The 18980-nt window shown below is 65.3% G+C and carries 13 protein-coding genes; 12 read left to right on the top strand and 1 reads right to left on the bottom strand.

The window, feature by feature from the left end; translation table 11 throughout:
- Together V6F88_RS14200 and V6F88_RS14195 are read left to right on the top strand one after the other, a co-directional pair.
- Positions 1-1664: putative bifunctional diguanylate cyclase/phosphodiesterase (locus V6F88_RS14200; RefSeq protein WP_332610221.1), on the top strand; the 1664-nt coding region annotated here is incomplete at its 5' end.
- A gap of 132 nt (positions 1665-1796) precedes the next feature.
- Positions 1797-2285, top strand: coding sequence for a dihydrofolate reductase (locus V6F88_RS14195; RefSeq protein ID WP_332610219.1), 489 nt, complete (start codon positions 1797-1799; stop codon positions 2283-2285).
- A 26-nt stretch (positions 2286-2311) separates the two neighbouring features.
- Here V6F88_RS14195 and V6F88_RS14190 read toward each other — a convergent pair whose 3' ends face one another.
- Positions 2312-3730 carry an aminotransferase-like domain-containing protein gene (locus V6F88_RS14190; protein ID WP_332610218.1) on the bottom strand — a complete coding sequence of 473 codons (1419 nt, stop codon included), beginning with the start codon at positions 3728-3730 and terminating at the stop codon, positions 2312-2314.
- A gap of 162 nt (positions 3731-3892) precedes the next feature.
- On the opposite strand from V6F88_RS14190, the gene V6F88_RS14185 reads away from it, so the two are divergent.
- From V6F88_RS14185 to V6F88_RS14140, 10 genes are all read left to right on the top strand, one after another.
- The gene (locus tag V6F88_RS14185; RefSeq protein WP_332610216.1) at positions 3893-5218 is read left to right on the top strand and encodes an aspartate aminotransferase family protein; all 1326 of its coding nucleotides are present in this window, start codon (positions 3893-3895) and stop codon (positions 5216-5218) included.
- A 114-nt stretch (positions 5219-5332) separates the two neighbouring features.
- Positions 5333-6826 carry a CoA-acylating methylmalonate-semialdehyde dehydrogenase gene (locus tag V6F88_RS14180; protein ID WP_332610214.1) on the top strand — a complete coding sequence of 498 codons (1494 nt, stop codon included), beginning with the start codon at positions 5333-5335 and terminating at the stop codon, positions 6824-6826.
- Positions 6827-6959: 133 nt separating this feature from the next.
- Positions 6960-8468 carry a M81 family metallopeptidase gene (locus V6F88_RS14175; protein WP_332610213.1) on the top strand — a complete coding sequence of 503 codons (1509 nt, stop codon included), beginning with the start codon at positions 6960-6962 and terminating at the stop codon, positions 8466-8468.
- A gap of 81 nt (positions 8469-8549) precedes the next feature.
- Positions 8550-10115 carry an ABC transporter substrate-binding protein gene (locus V6F88_RS14170; RefSeq protein WP_120156992.1) on the top strand — a complete coding sequence of 522 codons (1566 nt, stop codon included), beginning with the start codon at positions 8550-8552 and terminating at the stop codon, positions 10113-10115.
- A 27-nt stretch (positions 10116-10142) separates the two neighbouring features.
- A complete protein-coding gene (locus V6F88_RS14165; RefSeq protein WP_332610212.1) occupies positions 10143-11084 on the top strand; it encodes an ABC transporter permease in 942 nt (313 codons plus the stop codon).
- Positions 11085-11093: 9 nt separating this feature from the next.
- Positions 11094-11999 (top strand): ABC transporter permease, encoded by a 906-nt coding sequence (locus V6F88_RS14160; protein WP_332610211.1) that lies wholly within the window; start codon positions 11094-11096, stop codon positions 11997-11999.
- A 5-nt stretch (positions 12000-12004) separates the two neighbouring features.
- The gene (locus V6F88_RS14155) at positions 12005-13702 is read left to right on the top strand and encodes an ABC transporter ATP-binding protein (RefSeq protein ID WP_332610210.1); all 1698 of its coding nucleotides are present in this window, start codon (positions 12005-12007) and stop codon (positions 13700-13702) included.
- Between the two features lie 62 nt (positions 13703-13764).
- Entirely contained in the window at positions 13765-15174 is a 1410-nt protein-coding gene (locus V6F88_RS14150) for an amidase (RefSeq protein ID WP_332610209.1), read from the top strand.
- A 27-nt stretch (positions 15175-15201) separates the two neighbouring features.
- On the top strand, positions 15202-16677 hold the full coding sequence (locus V6F88_RS14145; protein ID WP_332610207.1) for a M81 family metallopeptidase: 1476 nt from the start codon (positions 15202-15204) through the stop codon (positions 16675-16677).
- Positions 16678-16915: 238 nt separating this feature from the next.
- The gene (locus V6F88_RS14140; protein WP_332610206.1) at positions 16916-18874 is read left to right on the top strand and encodes a DUF945 family protein; all 1959 of its coding nucleotides are present in this window, start codon (positions 16916-16918) and stop codon (positions 18872-18874) included.
- Positions 18875-18980: the final 106 nt, after the last annotated feature.

The raw sequence follows: 18980 nt of genomic DNA, 5'->3' as shown, positions 1-18980 counted from the left end.
CCGGCATCGTTTACGACGCGAAGTGGTTTGCGCTGTCCATCGTGATCGCCGTGGCCGCCTCGGGCGCTGCCTTGTGGATCACCTATCGCCTGCGCCACGACGGCCCGCGCGTGGCGTTCTCGCGCCCGCTGGCCTCGGTGGTCATGGGCATCGCCATCGTCGGGATGCACTACTCGGGCATGGAAGCCGCCGGTTTCCCGGCCGGCAGCATCTGCATGGCGGCCGACGGCGGCATCTCGGCGGGCTGGCTGGCCATCGCCGTCACCGCCGTCACGCTCAGCGTGCTGGCGATTGCGCTGGTGGTGGCCGTGCTGGACAACCGGCTTGAAGCCCGCACGTCGGCGCTGGCCTCGTCGCTGGCCGAGGCCAACGAAGAACTCGTGCAGCTGGCCTTGCACGACACGCTGACCAAGCTGCCCAACCGCATCCTGCTGGAAGACCGCATGGAGCAGGCCATTGAAAGCGCCGGTCGCCGCAAGGGCTATTTCGCAGTGCTGTTCTTTGATCTGGACGGGTTCAAGGCGGTCAATGACGCCTATGGGCATCACACCGGCGACGCCTTGCTGATCGACCTGGCACAGCGCATCCGCCAGGCCTTGCGGACGCAGGACACCGTGGCGCGTCTGGGCGGCGACGAATTCATCGTGCTCAGCGAAGTCATCGAGCCCACCGATGCCGCCAGTGTGGCGGACCGCCTGATCGAAGCCATCGCGCGGCCGGTCATGGTTTATGGCCACGAAGTGCTGGTGACTTCCAGCGTGGGCATTGCCGTCTACCCCAACGACGGCGAAGACACGCATTCCCTGCTGACCAACGCCGACGCCGCGATGTACCACGCCAAGCGTCTGGGCGGCACCGGCTACAGCTTCTTCGAGCCGTCCATGAACGCGGACGCCCACGAACAGATCGAACTGCTGCACGACCTGCGGCTGGCGCAGGAGCGCGACCAGTTCGTGCTGCACTACCAGCCCAAGTACGAAGCGCCGTCCGGTCCCATCATGGGCGCCGAGGCACTGCTGCGCTGGAACCATCCGACGCGTGGCCTGGTCGGCCCGGATCAGTTCATTCCCACGGCCGAGAAAACCGGGCTGATCTTGTCGATCGGCGAATGGGTCATCAACGAAGCCTGCCGCCAGATGCGCGAGTGGATCAACGCCGGCCAGGGGCACTGGACCATCGCGGTCAATATCTCGGCCTTGCAGTTCGCCCACGCCAGCCTGGTCGAAACGGTGCGTTCGGCGCTGGCCCGGCACGACGTGCCGCCCGCCTGCCTGACGCTGGAAGTGACGGAATCGACCGCCATGCGCGACGCCGAAGCCAGCCTGGCCGTGCTCAAGCGCCTGTCGGGCCTGGGCGTCACCATCTCTATCGACGACTTCGGCACCGGTTATTCCAGCCTGCTGTACCTCAAGCGCCTGCCGGCTACGGAATTGAAGATCGACCGCGGCTTTGTCAACCAGCTGGAAAACGACAACGAAGACGCGGCCATCGTGTCGGCGATTGTCGCCCTGGCCCAGCAGTTGAACCTGCGCATCGTGGCCGAAGGCGTGGAGACCGCCGCGCAGCAGAAATTCCTGACGGGGCTGGGTTGCGATTCGCTGCAAGGCTTCCTGCTTGGCCGCCCGATGCCCGCCACCGAATTTCTGGAACACGCGGCGACCTGAGCGGCACCGGGGTCGAACCGCAAAAAGCGGGGCTGCCCCAAGCGCCCTTCTTCAGGCAAGCGCCCGAATTTGCTACGCTTACGTCGTTCCGCGGGCCGACTTCCGGCCGCGCACCCACCGTAGCCAGCCCGAATGCCCGCCAGCCTGACCCTGATCGTCGCCTACTCCACCAACCGCGTCATCGGCCGCGACAACACGCTGCCCTGGAAGCTGCCGGGCGATCTGGCGCATTTCAAGCGCAGCACGCTGGGCCACCCGATCATCATGGGCCGCAAGACCTGGGATTCGCTGGGCCGCCCGCTGCCCGGCCGCGGCAACATCGTCATCAGCCGCAACCCCGATTTCACCGCAACGGGCGCCACCGTCGTTCCCAGCCTGCAAGCCGCCATCGACGCCTGCGGCGATGTAGACGAAGCGTTCGTGATCGGCGGCGCACAGATCTACGCCCAGGCGCTGCCGCTGGCGCAACGCGTGTTGGCCACGGACGTGCACGCCGACGTTGAAGGCGACGCGTTCTTTCCGTTGCTGCCCTCGTTCCAGTGGAAGGAAACGGCGCGCGAACCGCAGCCCGCTGAAAACGGCTACGACTACGACTTCGTGACGTATCAGCGTCAGGCCTAGCGGTAGGGGCTATCCCCGCATTCGCTTCACGCCGCGCCCGCGTTCCTGATAAAGCGCCACAACGCCGGCGCTTCCGAATACGCCACGTTAAAGCGCACCCAGGGCGTGTCGGCTTCGTCCACTTCAAAGTAAGACCCCGGCGCCAGCCAGATGCCGTCTTTCAGCGCCAGCTCCGCCAGCCCGTTGGCGCCGCGTTCGCGCCACGTGCCGGCCACCTTGGCCCACAGGAACAGCCCGCCCTGGGGCCGCCCATGGATTTCAAAACCGTGTTGCCGCATCTGTTCGGCCACCACGACGTGCGCCTGGGCCAGCCGTTCGCGAGTGCGCGCGATGTGCGCGCGGTAGCGGCCTTCGCGGATCACCTGGTGCACGATGCGCTCCATGATCTCGGGCGAGGTCAGCCCCACCGCCATCTTGGTGCGCGCAATGTCACGCACCAGATCGCGGTGCGCCACCACGTAGCCCACCCGCACCGACGGGCTGATGACTTTGGAATAGCCGCCCAGGTAGACCACCCGCTGCCCGCCGTCCAGCGCGGCCAGCATGGGCGTGACGCCGGGCGCGAGTTCGCGCGAGATATCGTCTTCGATCACCCATAGCCCATGGCGCTCGGCCGTTTGCAAGATGCGAAAGGCGTTGGCCATGCCGATGCTGGCGCCCGAGGGGTTCTGCAATACGGTGTTGATGAACAGCGCGCGCGGCCGGTGCTGCGCCGCCACCGCTTCCAGCGCCTCGCAGTCCAGGCCATCAACCGTGCGCGGCACCGACACCACCCGCAGCCCCGCCAGGCGCAGCAACTGCAACAGGTTGGCGTAGGCCGGCTGCTCGACGACCACGGTGTCGCCCGGCCGCAGCAAGGTGCGGATCACCATGTCCAGCCCGTGCGTCACGCCCTGTGTCAGCAGCACCTGCGAGGCATCCACCTCCATGCCTTGCGCGCTGAGGCTGGCCGCGATGGTTTCGCGCAGCGGCGCGTAGCCGTACGGGTGTCCGTAATTGGCAATGCGCATCGCCGGCACGCGGCCCATGTGGCGCAGCGCAACGTGCAGGCCTTCTTCGTTGAGCCATTCGCCGGGCAGCCAGCCGCAGCCGGATTTGATGGGGATGGAATGGTCGGCAAAGATGTCCGACAGCAACCAGCCGGCGTTCAGGCGCGGCGGTTCCCAGGACAGGGGCTCGCCCCGGCGCGCGGGCGCGTCCGGCGACGCCACCCGATAGCCCGCGCCCGGCCGCGCCGCCAGCCAGCCCAGCGACACCAGCCGGCTATAAGCGCTGGCAACGGTGAAGGTGCTGACGCCGTACTGGCGTGCAAACTCGCGCACCGACGGTAGGGACATACCCGGACGCAGGGTGTGTTCCTCGATGGCGCGCAGGATGGCCGCCACCAGTTGTTCCACCAGGGTGGGCGCCAGTCCGCGAGCGCGGTTGGGCTGAAAATCGATCACGGGGATAACTGTACAGTTGAGCCACTTGTGACTATACAGTTAGCGGGCTTTGCGCAGATCGTATATTTTCATTCCCCGCGCGACAGACCAGAATCATTGAATCCCGGCGGCCGCGCTTTTCCTTCTGTTGCGGCGCCGCCGTTTCGTTCTACTGGAGCCGCCATGAACGCCCCCGCCAATTTGCCCGACCTGTCCCATCTCTGGATGCCGTTTACTGCCAACAAGCAGTTCAAGGCTCATCCGCGCATGCTGGCAGCGGCCAAAGGCATGTATTACACGTCGGCCGATGGCCGCCAGATCCTGGACGGCACCGCCGGCCTGTGGTGCGTGAACGCCGGCCACGGCCGCCAGGAAATCGTCGAGGCCATTTCCCGCCAGGCCGGCGTCATGGACTACGCCCCCGGCTTCCAACTGGGCCACCCGCTGGCTTTCGAGGCCGCCACCGCCGTGGCCAGCCTGATGCCGCAGGGCCTGGACCGCGTCTTCTTCACCAACTCGGGTTCGGAATCGGTCGACACGTCCCTGAAAATCGCGCTGGCTTACCACCGCGCGCGCGGCGAAGGCCAGCGCACCCGCCTGATCGGTCGCGAACGCGGTTACCACGGGGTCGGCTTCGGCGGCATTTCGGTGGGTGGCATTTCCACCAACCGCAAGACGTTCTCGGGCGCGCTGCTGCCCGCCGTGGACCATCTGCCGCACACCCACAACCTGGAACAGAACGCCTATTCCAAGGGCCAACCCGCCTGGGGCGCCAACCTGGCCGACGAACTGGAACGCATCGTGGCGCTGCATGATGCGTCCACGATCGCCGCCGTGATCGTCGAACCCATGGCCGGCTCGACCGGCGTATTGATCCCGCCCAAGGGCTACCTGGAAAAGCTGCGCGAAATTACTTCCAAGCACGGCATCCTGCTGATTTTTGACGAAGTCATCACCGCCTACGGTCGCCTGGGCGCCGCCACCGCATCCGAGTTCTTCGGCGTCACGCCCGACATCATTGCCATGGCCAAGGGCGTCAGCAACGCCGCCGTGCCGGCGGGCGCGGTCGCGGTCAAGCGCGACGTGCACGACGCCATCGTCAACGGTCCGGCGGGCGGCATCGAATTCTTCCACGGCTATACGTATTCGGCGCACCCGCTGGCCGCCGCCGCCATTTTGGCGACGCTGGACATCTACCGCCGCGAAGACCTGTTCGGCCGCGCCCGCAAGTTGTCGGGCGCCTTCCAGGAAGCCGCGCATGGCTTGAAGGGCGCGCCGCACGTCATTGACGTGCGCAACCTGGGCCTGGTCGCCGGCATCGAACTGTCACCGCGCGCCGGCGCACCCGGCGCACGCGCCGGCGAGGTCTTCCAGAAGTGCTTCGACAGCGGGCTGATGGTGCGCTATACCGGCGATATCATCGCCGTGTCGCCCCCGCTGATCATCGACGAAGCCCAGATCGGCCAGATCTTCGACCAGATCGGAAAGATCCTGAAAGAAGTCGCCTAACCCCGATGACGACGCAGCCCTTGCGGCCGCGCCGCTCTTGATGACACCTCTTGCGGGCGGCCATGTGCCGCCCGCAAGAAGTTTTGAAGAATCCCGCAGAGAAGCCCCCGCACCATGAAGAAGATCCCCCATTTCATCAACGGCCAGCATTTCGATGGCCGCAGCAGCCGCTACGCCGACGGCTTCAACCCCGCCACCGGCGAAATCTGCTCGTCCATTCCGCTGGCGTCCAACGAAGACGTGGCGCTGGCCGTTGCGGCCGCCAAGGCCGCGTTCCCGGCCTGGTCCGAAACGCCCGCGCTCAAGCGCGCCCGCATCCTGTTCAACTTCAAGGCGCTGCTGGATCAGCACCAGGACGAACTGGCCGAGCTCATCACCCGCGAACACGGCAAGGTGTTCTCGGATGCCAAGGGCGAAGTCATGCGCGGCATCGAAATCGTCGAATTCGCCTGCGGCATTCCGCAGTTGCTCAAAGGCCAGTATTCCGACCAGATCGGCGGCGGCATCGACAACTGGAGCATGCGTCAGGCACTGGGCGTGGTGGCCGGCATCACGCCGTTCAACTTCCCGATGATGGTGCCGTGCTGGATGTTCCCCGTGGCCATCGCCTGCGGCAACACCTTCGTGCTCAAGCCTTCCGAACGTGATCCGTCGGCGTCCCTGCGCCTGGCCGAACTGCTGACCGAAGCCGGCCTGCCCCCCGGCGTGTTCAACGTGGTGCACGGCGACAAGCTGGCCGTGGACGCGCTGATCAATCACCCGGACGTTGAAGCGCTGTCGTTCGTGGGGTCTACGCCCATCGCCGAATACATCTACGCCGAAGGCACCAAGCGCGGCAAGCGCGTGCAGGCGCTGGGCGGCGCCAAGAACCATCTGGTCGTCATGCCCGACGCCGACCTGGACCAGGTAACCGACGCCTTGATGGGCGCCGCGTATGGTTCGGCCGGCGAGCGCTGCATGGCGATCTCGGTTGCCGTGGCGGTGGGCGATGTGGCCGACAAGGTCGTTGAACGCCTGACCCCGCGCGTCAAGGCGCTAATCGTCAAGGACGGCATGAACGCCGACGCCGAAATGGGCCCGCTGGTCACGGCGCAGCACCGCAACAAGGTCATGGGCTACATCGAAGACGGCATCGCGGCCGGCGCCGATCTGGTCGTGGACGGCCGTGGCCTGAAAGTGCCCGGCAACGAAAAGGGCTACTTCCTGGGCGGCACGCTGTTCGACAACGTCAAGCCCACCATGAACATCTATCGCGAAGAGATCTTCGGCCCGGTGCTGTGCATCGTGCGCGTGCCCGACTTTGCCAGCGCCGTTGAGCTGATCAACGCGCACGAGTTCGGCAACGGCGTGGCGTGCTTCACGTCCGACGGCGGCGTGGCGCGCGCGTTCGCACGCCAGATCAAGGTCGGCATGGTCGGCATCAACGTGCCGATTCCCGTGCCGATGGCCTGGCATTCGTTCGGCGGCTGGAAGCGTTCACTGTTTGGCGACCACCACGCCTACGGCGAAGAAGGCATCCGCTTCTACTCGCGCTACAAGAGCGTGATGCAGCGCTGGCCGGACAGCATCGCCAAGGGCGCCGAATTCACCATGCCCGTGGCGAAGTAAACCCGCCCGCTTCACGACTTCAATCACCCGCTTTCCAGAAGGACGCATTACCCGGCTTTGCAAGGGCGCGGCTTCGGCCGCGCCCGGCCAGTACCACGACACAGCAACATCACATGACACAAGGGGATGCCCGATGCGCATCGGTATAGGCGGCTTTCAGCACGAAACCAATACGTTCGCGCCGTCGCGCGCGACGTGGGAAGATTTTGCCGAGAAAGGCGGCGGCTGGCCCAAGCTGGTCAGCGGCCCCGCAATGTTCCAAGCCGTGGCAGGCGCCAACATTCCCGTGGCGGGCTTCATCGAAGCCATGAACCAGCACACGCTGGTGCCCACTACCTGGGCCGCGGCCAGCCCGTCCGGCCCCGTCACCAAAGACGCTTTTGAACGCATCAGCGCGCTGATCCTGCAAGGCCTGTCCGACGCACTGCCGCTGGATGGCGTATACCTGGACCTGCACGGCGCCATGGTCACCGAACACCTGGACGACGGCGAAGGCGAACTGCTCAAGCGCGTGCGCGAGCTGGTCGGCCCGGACGTGCCCGTGGTGGCCAGCCTGGACCTGCACGCCAACGTCACGCGCGCCATGGTGCGCCATGCCGACGCGCTGGTCTGCTACCGCACGTATCCCCACATCGACATGGCGGAAACCGGCCAACGCGCCGCCGCGCTGCTAGCCCTGCGGCTGGCCGGCATGCCGCGTCCCTATGTGTCGTTGCGCGCCCTGCCCTACCTGATTTCGCTGTGCTGGCAATCGACCGACATCGAACCGTCGCGCAGCCTGTATGCGCTGGTGGGCGAGATCGAAGCGCGCGGCGCCACCAGCCTGTCTTTCGCCACCGGATTTCCCGCTGCCGACTTCCCCGAATGCGCGCCCACCGTATGGGCTTACGGCACCACGCAGGCCGAGGCCGACGCGGCCGCCGCCGAAATGGCGCGCGCCGTGTTGAATGCCGAACGCGACTTTGGCGGCAAGCTGTACACGCCCGACGAAGCCGTGCAGGAAGCGATGCGAATCGCGCACGGTGCGGACAAGCCGGTCGTGATCGCTGACGCACAAGACAACCCCGGCGCGGGCGGCAGCTCGGACACCACCGGCGTGCTGCGCGCGCTGATCCGCCACGACGCGCGCGACACCGCCATCGGCCTGATCGTCGACCCGGCCGCCGCGCTTGCCGCGCACCGCGCGGGCGTCGGAAACAAGGTACGGATTGCACTAGGTGGACACTCGGGTATTCCCGACGACGAACCGCTGGACACGGAGTTCATCGTCGAGAAAACTTCAGATGGACGCTTCGATACGCACGGCGCTTTCTACCGCGGATTCCACATGGATCTGGGCCCCAGCGCCTGCCTGCGTATTGGTGGCGTGCACATCATCGTCGCCTCTAACAAGGTGCAGATGGCGGACCAGGAAATGTTCCGGTTCGCGGGCGTCGAACCCACGCGCGCCGCAATTCTGGTGGTGAAGAGTTCCGCGCATTTCCGCGCGGATTTCACATCCATCGCGCAAACGATCCTGGTGTGCGCCGCCCCTGGCTCCATGCTGATGGATGCGGCAAAACAACCATGGACACGGTTGCGTCCCGGCATCAGAATGGCGCCTTGCGGGCCGGTGTTTTCGGGCCGACCCGCAACCGCCTGACCCTCCCACGCCGCCATCGAGCGGCGCGTTAACGACGTAGCGGCCAACCGTGCCGCTCACACCGCTTCAAGGGGAATCTCCATGCTCAAGTTTGTTCGAGCGGCCGCGTTGGCCGGTGCAACGTTGATGATGGCTCACGGCGCTTACGCCGAAACCGTCATCAAGTCCGTCATGCACTCGCCGTTGCGCTTGACCGACCCGCACGCCACCACCGCATACATCACGACGTGGCACGGCTACATGATCTACGACACCTTGCTGGCCACCGACGCCGACAACAAGATCCAGCCGCAAATGCTTGAGAAATGGGAAGTCTCGCCGGACGGCAAGACCTACACGATGACCTTGCGCGACGGCCAGAAGTGGCACGACGGCAAGCCCGTCACGTCCGAAGACTGCGTGGCCTCGATCAAGCGCTGGGCCGCCGGCGACGGCATGGGCCGCACGCTGCTCAAGTTCACCGACAAGATCGAAGTCATCGACGACAAGAATTTCCGCATCGTCATGAAAGAACCCACGGACCTGGCGCTGCGCGCGCTGTCCAAGCCGACGGGCACCGCGCCGTTCATGATGCCCAAGCGCATCGCCGAACAGGCCATCGGCCAGCCCATCACCGACATGACCGGCTCCGGCCCGTTCAAGGTCATCGAATTCAAGCCCGGCGTGAAAACGGTGTATGCCAAGAACGCCGACTACGTGCCGCGCAAGGAACCGGCCAGCGGCCTGGCCGGCGGCAAGGTCGTGAACGTGGACAAGGTCGAATGGGACGTCATGCCCGATGCGCTGACCACCGCCAACGCGCTGCTGGGCGGCGAAATCGACTTCGTCGAACAGTTCCCGTATGACCTGTTGCCGATGATCGAAGGCAACAAGGACTTGAAGGAAGAGTCCCTGAGCCCGGTCGGCTACTTCACGATGTACCGCTTCAATTTCAAGTACCCGCCCTTCAACAACAAGAAGATCCGCCAGGCCGCGATGTACGCCATCGGCCAGGAAGACGTGATGAAGGCGCTGGTGGGCAATCCCAAGTACTGGAAGACGTGCGCGTCGCTGTGGGGCTGCGGCACGCCGATGGAAAGCGACATCGGCAAGGAAGTCGTGGTGCCGTCGAACATCGAAAAGGCCAAGGCCTTGCTGAAGGAAGCGGGCTACGACAACACCCCCATCCTGGTCATGCACGCCACCGACGTGGGCACCCTGTCCGCGCAACCGGTGGTGATGGCGCAGGCGCTGCGCAAGGCCGGCTTCAACGTCAACCTGGCCGCCATGGACTGGCAAAGCGTGGCCACCCGCCGCGCCTCCAAGGCCGCGCCGGCTGAAGGCGGCTGGAACATCCACAACACCAACTGGTACGCCACCGACGTGATGGACCCCGTGCGTTCCGCGCCCGCCGCCGCCAACGGGGACAACGCCTGGTTCGGCTGGCCCGACATGCCGCAAGTGGAAGAACTGCGCACCAAGTTCGCGCTGACGTCCGATCCGGCCGAGCAAAAGAAGATCGCCGACGAATTGCAGCGCATCGGCATCGACGAAGGCCTGTACGTGCCGCTGGGCCAGATGTCCGTGCCCACCGTCTACTCGACCAAGCTCTCGGGCCTGGTGCATGCACCGGTCTTTGCGTTCTGGAACGTCAAGAAAGCTCCTTAAAAGAGCAAGCAGTTCAGGGGGAAATACATGCTGGCATTTGTCTCACGCCGGCTCCTCGCGACCATCCCCGTTCTGGTGATGGTCGCGGTGGTGGTCTTCGCGATATTGCGTTTCAGCCCGGGCGATCCGGCCATCATCATGGCGGGCGACGGCGCCACGCCTGAACGTATCGTCCAGATACGGCAGACGATGGGCCTGGACCAACCGGTCATCAAACAGTTCTTCATCTGGGGCGGCAAGCTCCTGCAAGGCGATCTGGGCACCTCGCTCATGTCCGGCGTGCCGGTCACCAAACTGATCGCGCAACGCCTCGAACCGTCCTTGAGCCTGGCGGTGCTGACCCTGGTCTTCACGCTGCTCGTCGCCATTCCGCTGGGCATCCTGGCGGCATGGCGGCAAGGCAAACTGCTGGATCGGGCCGTGATGGGCTTTTCGGTGCTGGGCTTTTCGGTGCCGGTGTTCGTCACGGGGTATCTGCTGATCTGGCTGTTCGCCATCAAGCTGGGCTGGTTCAACGTGCAGGGCTATGCGCCGCTGGAAAAGGGCTTCTGGCTATATCTGCACCGGCTCATCCTGCCGTCGCTGGCCTTGTCCACGGTCTATGTGGCGTTGATTGCGCGCATCACGCGCACCAGCGTCATCGAGGTCATGGGCGAGGACTTCATCCGCACGGCGCGCTCCAAGGGCCTGGGTGAAACCGGCGTGCTGCTGGGCCACGCGCTGCGCAACGCGGCGGTGCCCATCGCCACCGTGGTGGGCCTGGGCATCGCGCTGTTGATCAGCGGCGTGGTCGTGACCGAATCGGTGTTCAACATCCCCGGCCTGGGCCGTTTGGTGGTGGAAGCCGTGCTGGCGCGCGATTATCCCGTCATCCAGGGGCTGACGCTGTTCTTCGCGTTCGTCTACGTGTTCATCAACCTGATCGTCGATTGCGCCTACACGGTGTTCGACCCGCGCATCCGCTACTAGGGAAGAGCCATGCACACGCCAACCGATGCCGCCGCGCAAGCGGCCGCCGACCTCCCCGGAGGCGGCAACCCTCAAGTCACCGCCTGGCGGCAAGTGCGCCAGGGCCTGAAAAGCTGGCCGGTCATGCTGGCGCTGGTGGTGCTGGTCACCATCGTCGCCATCGCCGTGTTTGCGCCGCTGCTGGGCACGGTGGACCCCACCTACATCAACCCGGGCGCGCGCCTGAAGCAGCCCTTTACCGACTACCTGTTCGGCACCGACGCCTTTGGCCGCGACGTCTGGTCGCGCGTGGCCTACGGCGCGCGCATCTCCTTGATCGCGGGCTTGGGCGCCGCCGTCGTCAGCGTGGCCATCGGGCTGGTCATCGGCGTCATTGCCGGTTGGTTCCGTTCGCTGGACGGGCTGATCATGCGCACGATGGACGCCATCATGGCCATTCCCGGCATCCTGCTGGCAATTGCCCTGGTGTCCGTTACCGGCGCCAGCATCACGACCGTGCTTGTTGCCATCACCATCCCGGAAATTCCCCGTGTGGTGCGGCTGGTGCGCGGGCAGATCCTGACGGTGCGCGGCGAACCCTATGTGGAAGCCGCGCTGGCGTTGGGCACGCCGCTGCCACTGCTGCTGTGGCGCCACATGGTGCCCAGCACCATCGCGCCGCTGACGGTGCAAGGCACCTACGTGTTCGCGTCGGCGATGCTGACCGAGGCCATCCTCAGCTTCCTGGGCGCGGGCATCCCGCCCGAGATCGCGTCGTGGGGCAACATCATGTCCGAAGGCCGCATGTATTTCCGCATGCTGCCCGGCCTGATTCTCTTCCCTGGCCTGCTTCTGTCGCTGACCGTGCTTAGCGTGAACATCCTGGGTGACGCCCTGCGCGATGCGCTGGACCCGAAAATGGTGCGCAGGATCTGATGCCGATGACCTACTCTCCTACTCCCCCCGCTGGCGACACCTCGTCCGCCATCCTGGCGATCCGCAACCTGTCCGTGGAAGTGGCCGGCGCCGGCAACCGCGTCGTGCGCAATCTGAGCCTGGACGTGCATGCCGGTGAAACGGTGTGCGTGGTCGGTGAATCCGGCTCCGGCAAATCGGTCACGTCGCTGGCCGTGATGGGCCTGTTGCCGCAAGGCATCCTGTCCATCAGCGCCGGTTCCATCCGCGTGGAAGGTGAAGACGTCGCCACCGCGTCGCAGCGCCGCCTGCGCGAGATGCGCGCGACCCGCATGGCCATGGTGTTCCAGGAACCCATGACCGCGCTAAACCCCGTGCATACCGTCGGCAAGCAGGTTGACGAAGTGCTGCGCCTGCATCGCAAGGGCATGAGCGCCGCCGAACGCCGCGCCAAGGTGCTGGACATGTTCCAGTCGGTGCACCTGCCCGATGTGGAACGCATCTTCGAGGCGTATCCGCATCAGCTGTCGGGCGGCCAGCGCCAGCGCATCGTGATTGCGATGGCGCTGATCCTGGAGCCCAAGCTGCTGATCGCCGACGAACCCACGACCGCGCTGGACGTCACCACGCAAAAGCAGATCCTGGCGTTGATCAAGGAATTGCAGGTCAAGCACAAGACGGCCGTGCTGTTCATCACGCATGACTTCGGCGTGGTGGCCGAGATTTCGGATCGCATCGTGGTGATGAACCGGGGCGACCTGATCGAAAGCGGTACCCGCAACGAAATCCTGGCCGAACCCAAGCAGTCGTACACGCGACGCCTGGTGTCGTCCGTGCCCAGCCTGGTGCCCAACCGCCGCGACGCGCCGGACGGCCAGCCCGTGCTGCACGTCAAGGGCCTGGGCCGCACCTATGCGGGCAAAAGCTCGATGTTCTCGCGGCGCGCCGCGCAGCACGTGGTGGCCGCCACCGACGTCAATCTGACGCTGCGCAAAGGCGAAATCCTGGGCATCGTGGGCGAATCCGGCTCGGGCAAGTCCACCGTGGCGCGCTGCATCGTGCGCCTGATCGAGCCCACCGCCGGGCACATGATGATGGGCGGTGAAGACTTGAGCACGTTGTCGGGCTCGGCGCTGCGGCCGGTGCGCCGCCGCATCCAGATCGTGTTCCAGGACCCGTACCGGTCGCTGAACCCGCGCCGCACCGTGGGCGAATCCATCATCGAAGGCTTGCTTAACTTTGGCATGCCGCGCGATCAGGCCCTGAAACGCGCGGGCGAAACGCTGACCGTGGTGGGCCTGAGCCCGGACGCCATGCAACGCTACCCGCATCAGTTTTCAGGCGGACAGCGCCAGCGCATCTGCATCGCGCGTGCGCTGGTCATGGACCCGGAGATCCTGGTGGCCGACGAAGCCGTATCGGCGCTGGACGTATCGGTGCAGGCGCAGGTGCTTGAACTGCTGGAGCAAGTGCGCCAGCGCACCGGCGTGGGCGTGCTGTTCATCACGCACGACCTGCGCGTGGCCGCGCAGATCTGCGACACCATCATGGTCATGCAGCGCGGCAAGGTGGTCGAGACCGGTTCGGCAGAGACCGTGCTGACCGAGCCGCGCCACGAATACACGCGCGCGCTGATCGACGCGGCTCCGGGACGCGACTGGGACTTTCGCAACTTCCAGCCCGTCGCCGCCACCTTGGCGCAAGCGGCCGCGGCCGCATCATGATGTGCTGATGTGCTGATGCCCTGAACACCCGAATTGCCTTCCTTTGCAACACAGGAACCCAGATGTCACAACCGCACGAATTGTCCGCCCAGGAACTGCTGCAAGCGTATCGCGACAAGACTTTGTCGCCCGTTGAGGTCACGCGCTCGGTGCTTGACCACATCCAGCGCTGGGAACCGCACCTGAAGGCCACCTACGCGCTGGACCCCGAGGGCGCGCTGGCAATGGCGCGGGCCTCGGAAGCCCGCTGGATGAAGGGCCAGCCGCAATCGGCGGGCGGCTACAGCCTGGACGGCGTGCCCGCCACCATTAAGGAAAACATCGCCACGCGCGGCACCCCCGTGCCGCTGGGCACCGCCGCCACCGACCTGACCCCGGCCGCCGCCGACGCGCCGCCCGCCGCCCGCATGCGGGAAGCGGGCGCCGTGCTGCTGGGCAAGACCACCATGCCGGACTTCGGCATGCTGTCCTCTGGCCTGTCCAGCTTTCACGAACTGACGCGCAACCCCTGGGACCTGAGCAAGAACCCGGGCGGCTCCAGCGCCGGCGCGGGCGCGGCGGCGGCGGCCGGATATGGCCCGCTGCATATCGGCACCGACATCGGTGGCTCGGTGCGCCTGCCGGCCGCGTGGTGCGGCATCGCCACGCTAAAGCCCAGCCTGGGCCGCATTCCCATCGACCCGCCCTTCATGGGACGCTGCGCCGGCCCCATGACGCGCACCATTACCGATACCGCGCTGATGATGGGCGTGCTGTCGCAGCCCGACGCGCGCGACCACATGAGCTTGCCTTTCCAGGACTTCGACTGGCTGAACCTGGCGCAAGACGTCAAGGGCCTGCGCATCGGCCTGCTGATGGATGCGGGCTGCGGCCTGCCGCTGGACCCGGAAGTGCGCGATGCCGTGCAAGCGGCCGCGCAGGCCTTCGAAGCCGCCGGCGCCATCGTCACGCCGATGCTGCCCTGGATGACGCCCGACATGCTGGATGGCGTGGACCGCTTCTGGCGCACGCGTTCGGCCATCGACCTGGCCGCGCTGCCCGAGGCGCGCCGCGCCAAGATCCTGCCGTTCATTCGCACGTGGGCAGAAAGCGGCGGCGGCCAAAGCGGCGAAGCCGTCTTCAAGAGCTACTACGAAACACTGAACGTGCGCGCCAAGACCGTGGCCGCCTGCGCGCCGTTCGACTACGTGCTGTCGCCCGTGGCGCCCGTGGTGGCCTACAACGCCGAGTGGCCGTCGCCCACCAATGAAGTGGCCACGACCATGCACCACATCGGCTTCACGCTGCCCTTCAACATGAGCGAACAGCCCGCCGCGTCGGTCAACTGCGGCTATACGCGCGCCGGCCTGCCCATCGGCCTGCAAATCGCCGGCGCGCGCTTTGACGACCTGGGCGTGTTGCGCGTGGCGCGCGCGTGGGAACAGATGCGGCCCGCGCAGCACCCGTGGCCGCAGCCGCCCAAGACGAACTGACTTTCCACAGCAACCACAGGAATTCCCATGCGTTGGCTATTGGCAATGATCAAGCACGAGACGAATACCTATTCGCCCGTGCCGACCCCGCTTGAACGCTTTTTCCGAGGCAGCCCCGACATCCTGGCCGGCGATCTAGCCATCAAGGCCTACGAAAACACCGACAGCGGGCTGGGCGGCTATATCGAAGTGGCGCGCCGCGAGGGCGCGGAGATGGTCGTGCCCGTAGCGGCCGAGTCCTGGCCCAGCGGCCCCACCAGCGCCGAGACCCACGAACGCCTGTGCAAGCTGGTGCTGGACCAGGTCAAGCTGGGGGGCTTTGACGCCATCTTGCTGGACCTGCACGGCGCCATGGTGGCCGAAGGCGTGGAAGACGCCGAGGGCGACCTGCTGCGGCGCCTGCGGGAAATCGACCCGACGACGCCGGTGGCCGTCACGCTGGACATGCACGCCAATATCTACGACGACATCGTGCGCAACGCCACCGTCATCAGCGGCTTTCATACGTATCCGCACGTGGATATCCGCGCGGCCGGGGTGCGTGCCGCCAACGTCATCGCGCGCACGCTCAAGGGCGAGATCAAACCCGTCATGACCTGGGCCAACAAGCCCATGCTGCCGCACATCATGTGCCAGGGTACCCATGCGGCGCCCAACGGGCCCTTGCAGGAACGCTGCAAGGAACTGGAAGCGGGCGGCGTGCTGGCGGCGTCGGTCTTTGTGGGGTTTCCGCATGCCGACATCCGCGAAGCGGGCCTGAGCGCCGTCGTCTGTACGGACGGTAATCTGCAACAGGCCGAGAAGCACCGCGACGAACTGCTGGAACGCGCCTGGGCCGGTCGCGCCGATTGGGTGTTTCACCCGGAGCCCCTGGCCCCTACCATCGCGCGCGCCAAGCAGATCGAACAAGGCCCTGTCGTGCTGCTGGACCACTACGACAACACGGGCTCGGGCGGCACCATGGATACCACCGCCGTGCTGGCCGAAGTGCTGCGCCAGGAATTGGACAACGTGGTGTTCTACGCCATCTGCGACCCCCAGGCCGCTGAACAGGCGGCCGCCGCGGGCGTGGGCAAGACCATCACGATCAAGCTGGGCGGCAAGCTGGCCATGCCGGCCATCAAGGAACCCAGCGAACCGCTGGAAGTCACGGGCCGCGTCAAGCTGGTGTTCGACGGCGTGTACCTGAGCCGCGGCCCGATGTACCGGGGCGTGCGCAACGACACCGGGCTGACGGTGGTGATCGATACCGGCCGAGTCGAAATCGTGGTGGTATCGCGCCACCAGGAACCCTTCGACATCAATTGCCTGTCGTCCGTTGGCGTTGACCCGTTGCAAAAACGCTATGTGGTGCTGAAAAGCCGGGTGCACTGGCGCGCGGGCTTCTCGGCAATGGCCACCGAGGTCATCGAATGCACCGGCGTGGGCGTCACCACGTCGGACTACAGCCAGCTAGAGTTCAAGCACGTGCGCCGGCCGATATACCCGCTGGACCCGCTGTAACCCCACATTCAGCAAAATTGTCGACAAAAAGGCCGGCGTGGTTCGCCGGCCTTTCATTTTGAAATCTTCAGTAACTGCGCGCACGGTCGGGCGTCGCACCGCGTCGGTATACTCCGGCGCGGGCCCTTACAGGCCGATGAATACGTGTATGCCGGCAGCCGCGTCTGGAAGACCAGCCGCGACGGCGCAAAGCGCTGTCTGCCGGATATGACTCGATAATCAACGAAAAAAGCAGACGATGAAAAAGAGCGTAGCGATCACCCTCGGTGTGGTCATAGTGGGAGCGGGAAGCTGGGTTGGCGCCACGTGGTACACCGGCAAACGCATTGAGGAAAGCTCGCAACGCCATCTGGCAGAAGCCAACGAAAAACTGGCCAAGCTGACGCCGCTGTTCGGCCTGCGCATCGACCAGCTCAAGTACGACCGCAGCCTGTTCTCGACGCAGGCGCGCTATGGCCTGTCGCTGGTCAAGAACGACAAGAGCCCGGACGCCATGCCTGCCGGCATGATCGAATTCGATGCCGTCATCGAGCACGGCCCCTTCCCCAAGACCGCCCTGTCGCAAGGCGCGCTTGCGCCCAAGCTGGCGTTCGTGCACGCGGAAATCGCCAAGACCGACAACCTGAAGGAAGTGTTCGCACTGACCAAGGATGTGTCGCCGCTGATCAGCGACGCCATGGTGAGCTACAGCGGCACGACCACCTCCACGGCGAAGATCGCGCCGGTCTCGACGGCGCTGCAAGGCAACGCCATCGACTTCAGCGGCATGGTCATCACCGGCAGCTTCGACCGTACGCTGCAAGCCGTCGTCGCGCATGGCGTGATGGACAAGCTGGCCATCGACGGCTCCAAGAGCAACGACCCCGTCATCATGTCCATCGCCGGCCTGACGATGGACGTGAACAGCCGCATGGGCAAGTTCGGCGTGTCGATGGGCGATTCGGACCTGAAGATCAAGCGCGTCGACGTGACGCGCAAGGGTGACGACGTCAAACTGTCGCTGGATAACTTCGGCTACGGCGTGAAGCTGTCCGAAGACGACAAGTCCATCAACGTGCAGGCCGCCTATCAAACCGGCGACATCACCGTCAACGACGTGGCGCTGGGCAATGGCCAGGCCGTGATCAAGCTGGCCAAGCTGGACGGCCAGGCCGTCAAGCAACTGTCGGACACGTACAACCAGCTGTTGCGCCAATACATGGCGCAAACCGAAGACGAAGGCCTGAAGGACGAGCAGTTCCAGACGATGCTGGACAGCGCCGGCAAGTTGTTGGCGGGCAACCCGTCGTTCAGCATCGACCCGATCAGCTGGAAAACCGCCAAGGGCGAAAGCAAGCTGAACTTCACGCTGGACCTGGCCAACCCGCCCGACGTCAAGAACCTGACGCCGCAGGAAATTGCCGCCAAGGCCATCAAGCGCATCGACGCCACGCTGATCATTTCCAAGCCGATGGTGCAGGACCTGGTCGCACAATACGCCGTCAAGAAAGAAGGGCTGACCCCGGAGAAGGCCGCCGAGGACGCCGACCAGACCGTGCGCCAGATGTCGGGCATGGCTGAAATGTTCAACGTGGGCAAGAACGACGGCGACAACATCGTTGGCAAGTTCACGTTCGCGGACGGCATGGGCAACTTGAACGGCAAGGAAATTCCCGCCGACGAATTGTTCAGCGGCCTGCTTGGCGCCGCCGGCATGAATTCCATGGACGACGACGAAGAAGAGTCCATGCCCGGCATGAACGAGCAAGAGCCGGCCGACGGGGCAACGCCCGCCGTCGGCGTGATGCAGGACTTCAGCCTGGACACCGTCAGTGCCCTGCTGGACGACATGGGCATCACCGCCAACAAGCAGGATGGCGACGAAGGCCCCGTGCTGATCCTGGACCCGGGCACGACCGGCGCCAGCGATCTGCGCCTGGAATTCCTGTGCAACGACTTCACTGAAAAGTGCCTGGACCTGGTCATGACGGCCACGTACAAGACCAAGAAGCCGATGTCGCTGAAGACGCTCAACAGCTGGAACCAGGAATACCGCTGGACCCGCGCCTACCTGGACAACAAGAACCAGGCCGTGCTGCAAATGGACATGAACGCGGAAGGCGGGATCGGCAAGGACAACCTGCAAATCCTGTTGAACACGTTCATCAGCATCGCCGAAGACTTCAACGCGGCGGCCCAGGCGGCGCCGGCCAAGTAAGACGCACGGCCGATATCGATACGGGCAAGCGCCCAACAAAAAGCCTCCATCGCAAGATGGAGGCTTTTTTTATTGCCGGGCGCCAGGGCCCGGCGTGACGTCGTTA

Origin of the sequence: Achromobacter sp. ESBL13 (genome assembly GCF_036668755.1) — a bacterium.
Lineage (GTDB): Bacteria > Pseudomonadota > Gammaproteobacteria > Burkholderiales > Burkholderiaceae_B > Achromobacter.
This window is presented reverse-complemented; position numbering and strand designations above follow the sequence as displayed.

What these genes read in the sequence shown, in the direction of transcription:
- V6F88_RS14195 (WP_332610219.1), top strand. Translation starts at nt 1,797, where the DNA reads ATGCCCGCCAGCCTGACCCTGATCGTCGCCTACTCCACCAACCGCGTC.
- V6F88_RS14185 (WP_332610216.1), top strand. Translation starts at nt 3,893, where the DNA reads ATGAACGCCCCCGCCAATTTGCCCGACCTGTCCCATCTCTGGATGCCG.
- V6F88_RS14180 (WP_332610214.1), top strand. Translation starts at nt 5,333, where the DNA reads ATGAAGAAGATCCCCCATTTCATCAACGGCCAGCATTTCGATGGCCGC.
- V6F88_RS14175 (WP_332610213.1), top strand. Translation starts at nt 6,960, where the DNA reads ATGCGCATCGGTATAGGCGGCTTTCAGCACGAAACCAATACGTTCGCG.
- V6F88_RS14170 (WP_120156992.1), top strand. Translation starts at nt 8,550, where the DNA reads ATGCTCAAGTTTGTTCGAGCGGCCGCGTTGGCCGGTGCAACGTTGATG.
- V6F88_RS14165 (WP_332610212.1), top strand. Translation starts at nt 10,143, where the DNA reads ATGCTGGCATTTGTCTCACGCCGGCTCCTCGCGACCATCCCCGTTCTG.
- V6F88_RS14160 (WP_332610211.1), top strand. Translation starts at nt 11,094, where the DNA reads ATGCACACGCCAACCGATGCCGCCGCGCAAGCGGCCGCCGACCTCCCC.
- V6F88_RS14155 (WP_332610210.1), top strand. Translation starts at nt 12,005, where the DNA reads ATGACCTACTCTCCTACTCCCCCCGCTGGCGACACCTCGTCCGCCATC.
- V6F88_RS14150 (WP_332610209.1), top strand. Translation starts at nt 13,765, where the DNA reads ATGTCACAACCGCACGAATTGTCCGCCCAGGAACTGCTGCAAGCGTAT.
- V6F88_RS14145 (WP_332610207.1), top strand. Translation starts at nt 15,202, where the DNA reads ATGCGTTGGCTATTGGCAATGATCAAGCACGAGACGAATACCTATTCG.
- V6F88_RS14140 (WP_332610206.1), top strand. Translation starts at nt 16,916, where the DNA reads ATGAAAAAGAGCGTAGCGATCACCCTCGGTGTGGTCATAGTGGGAGCG.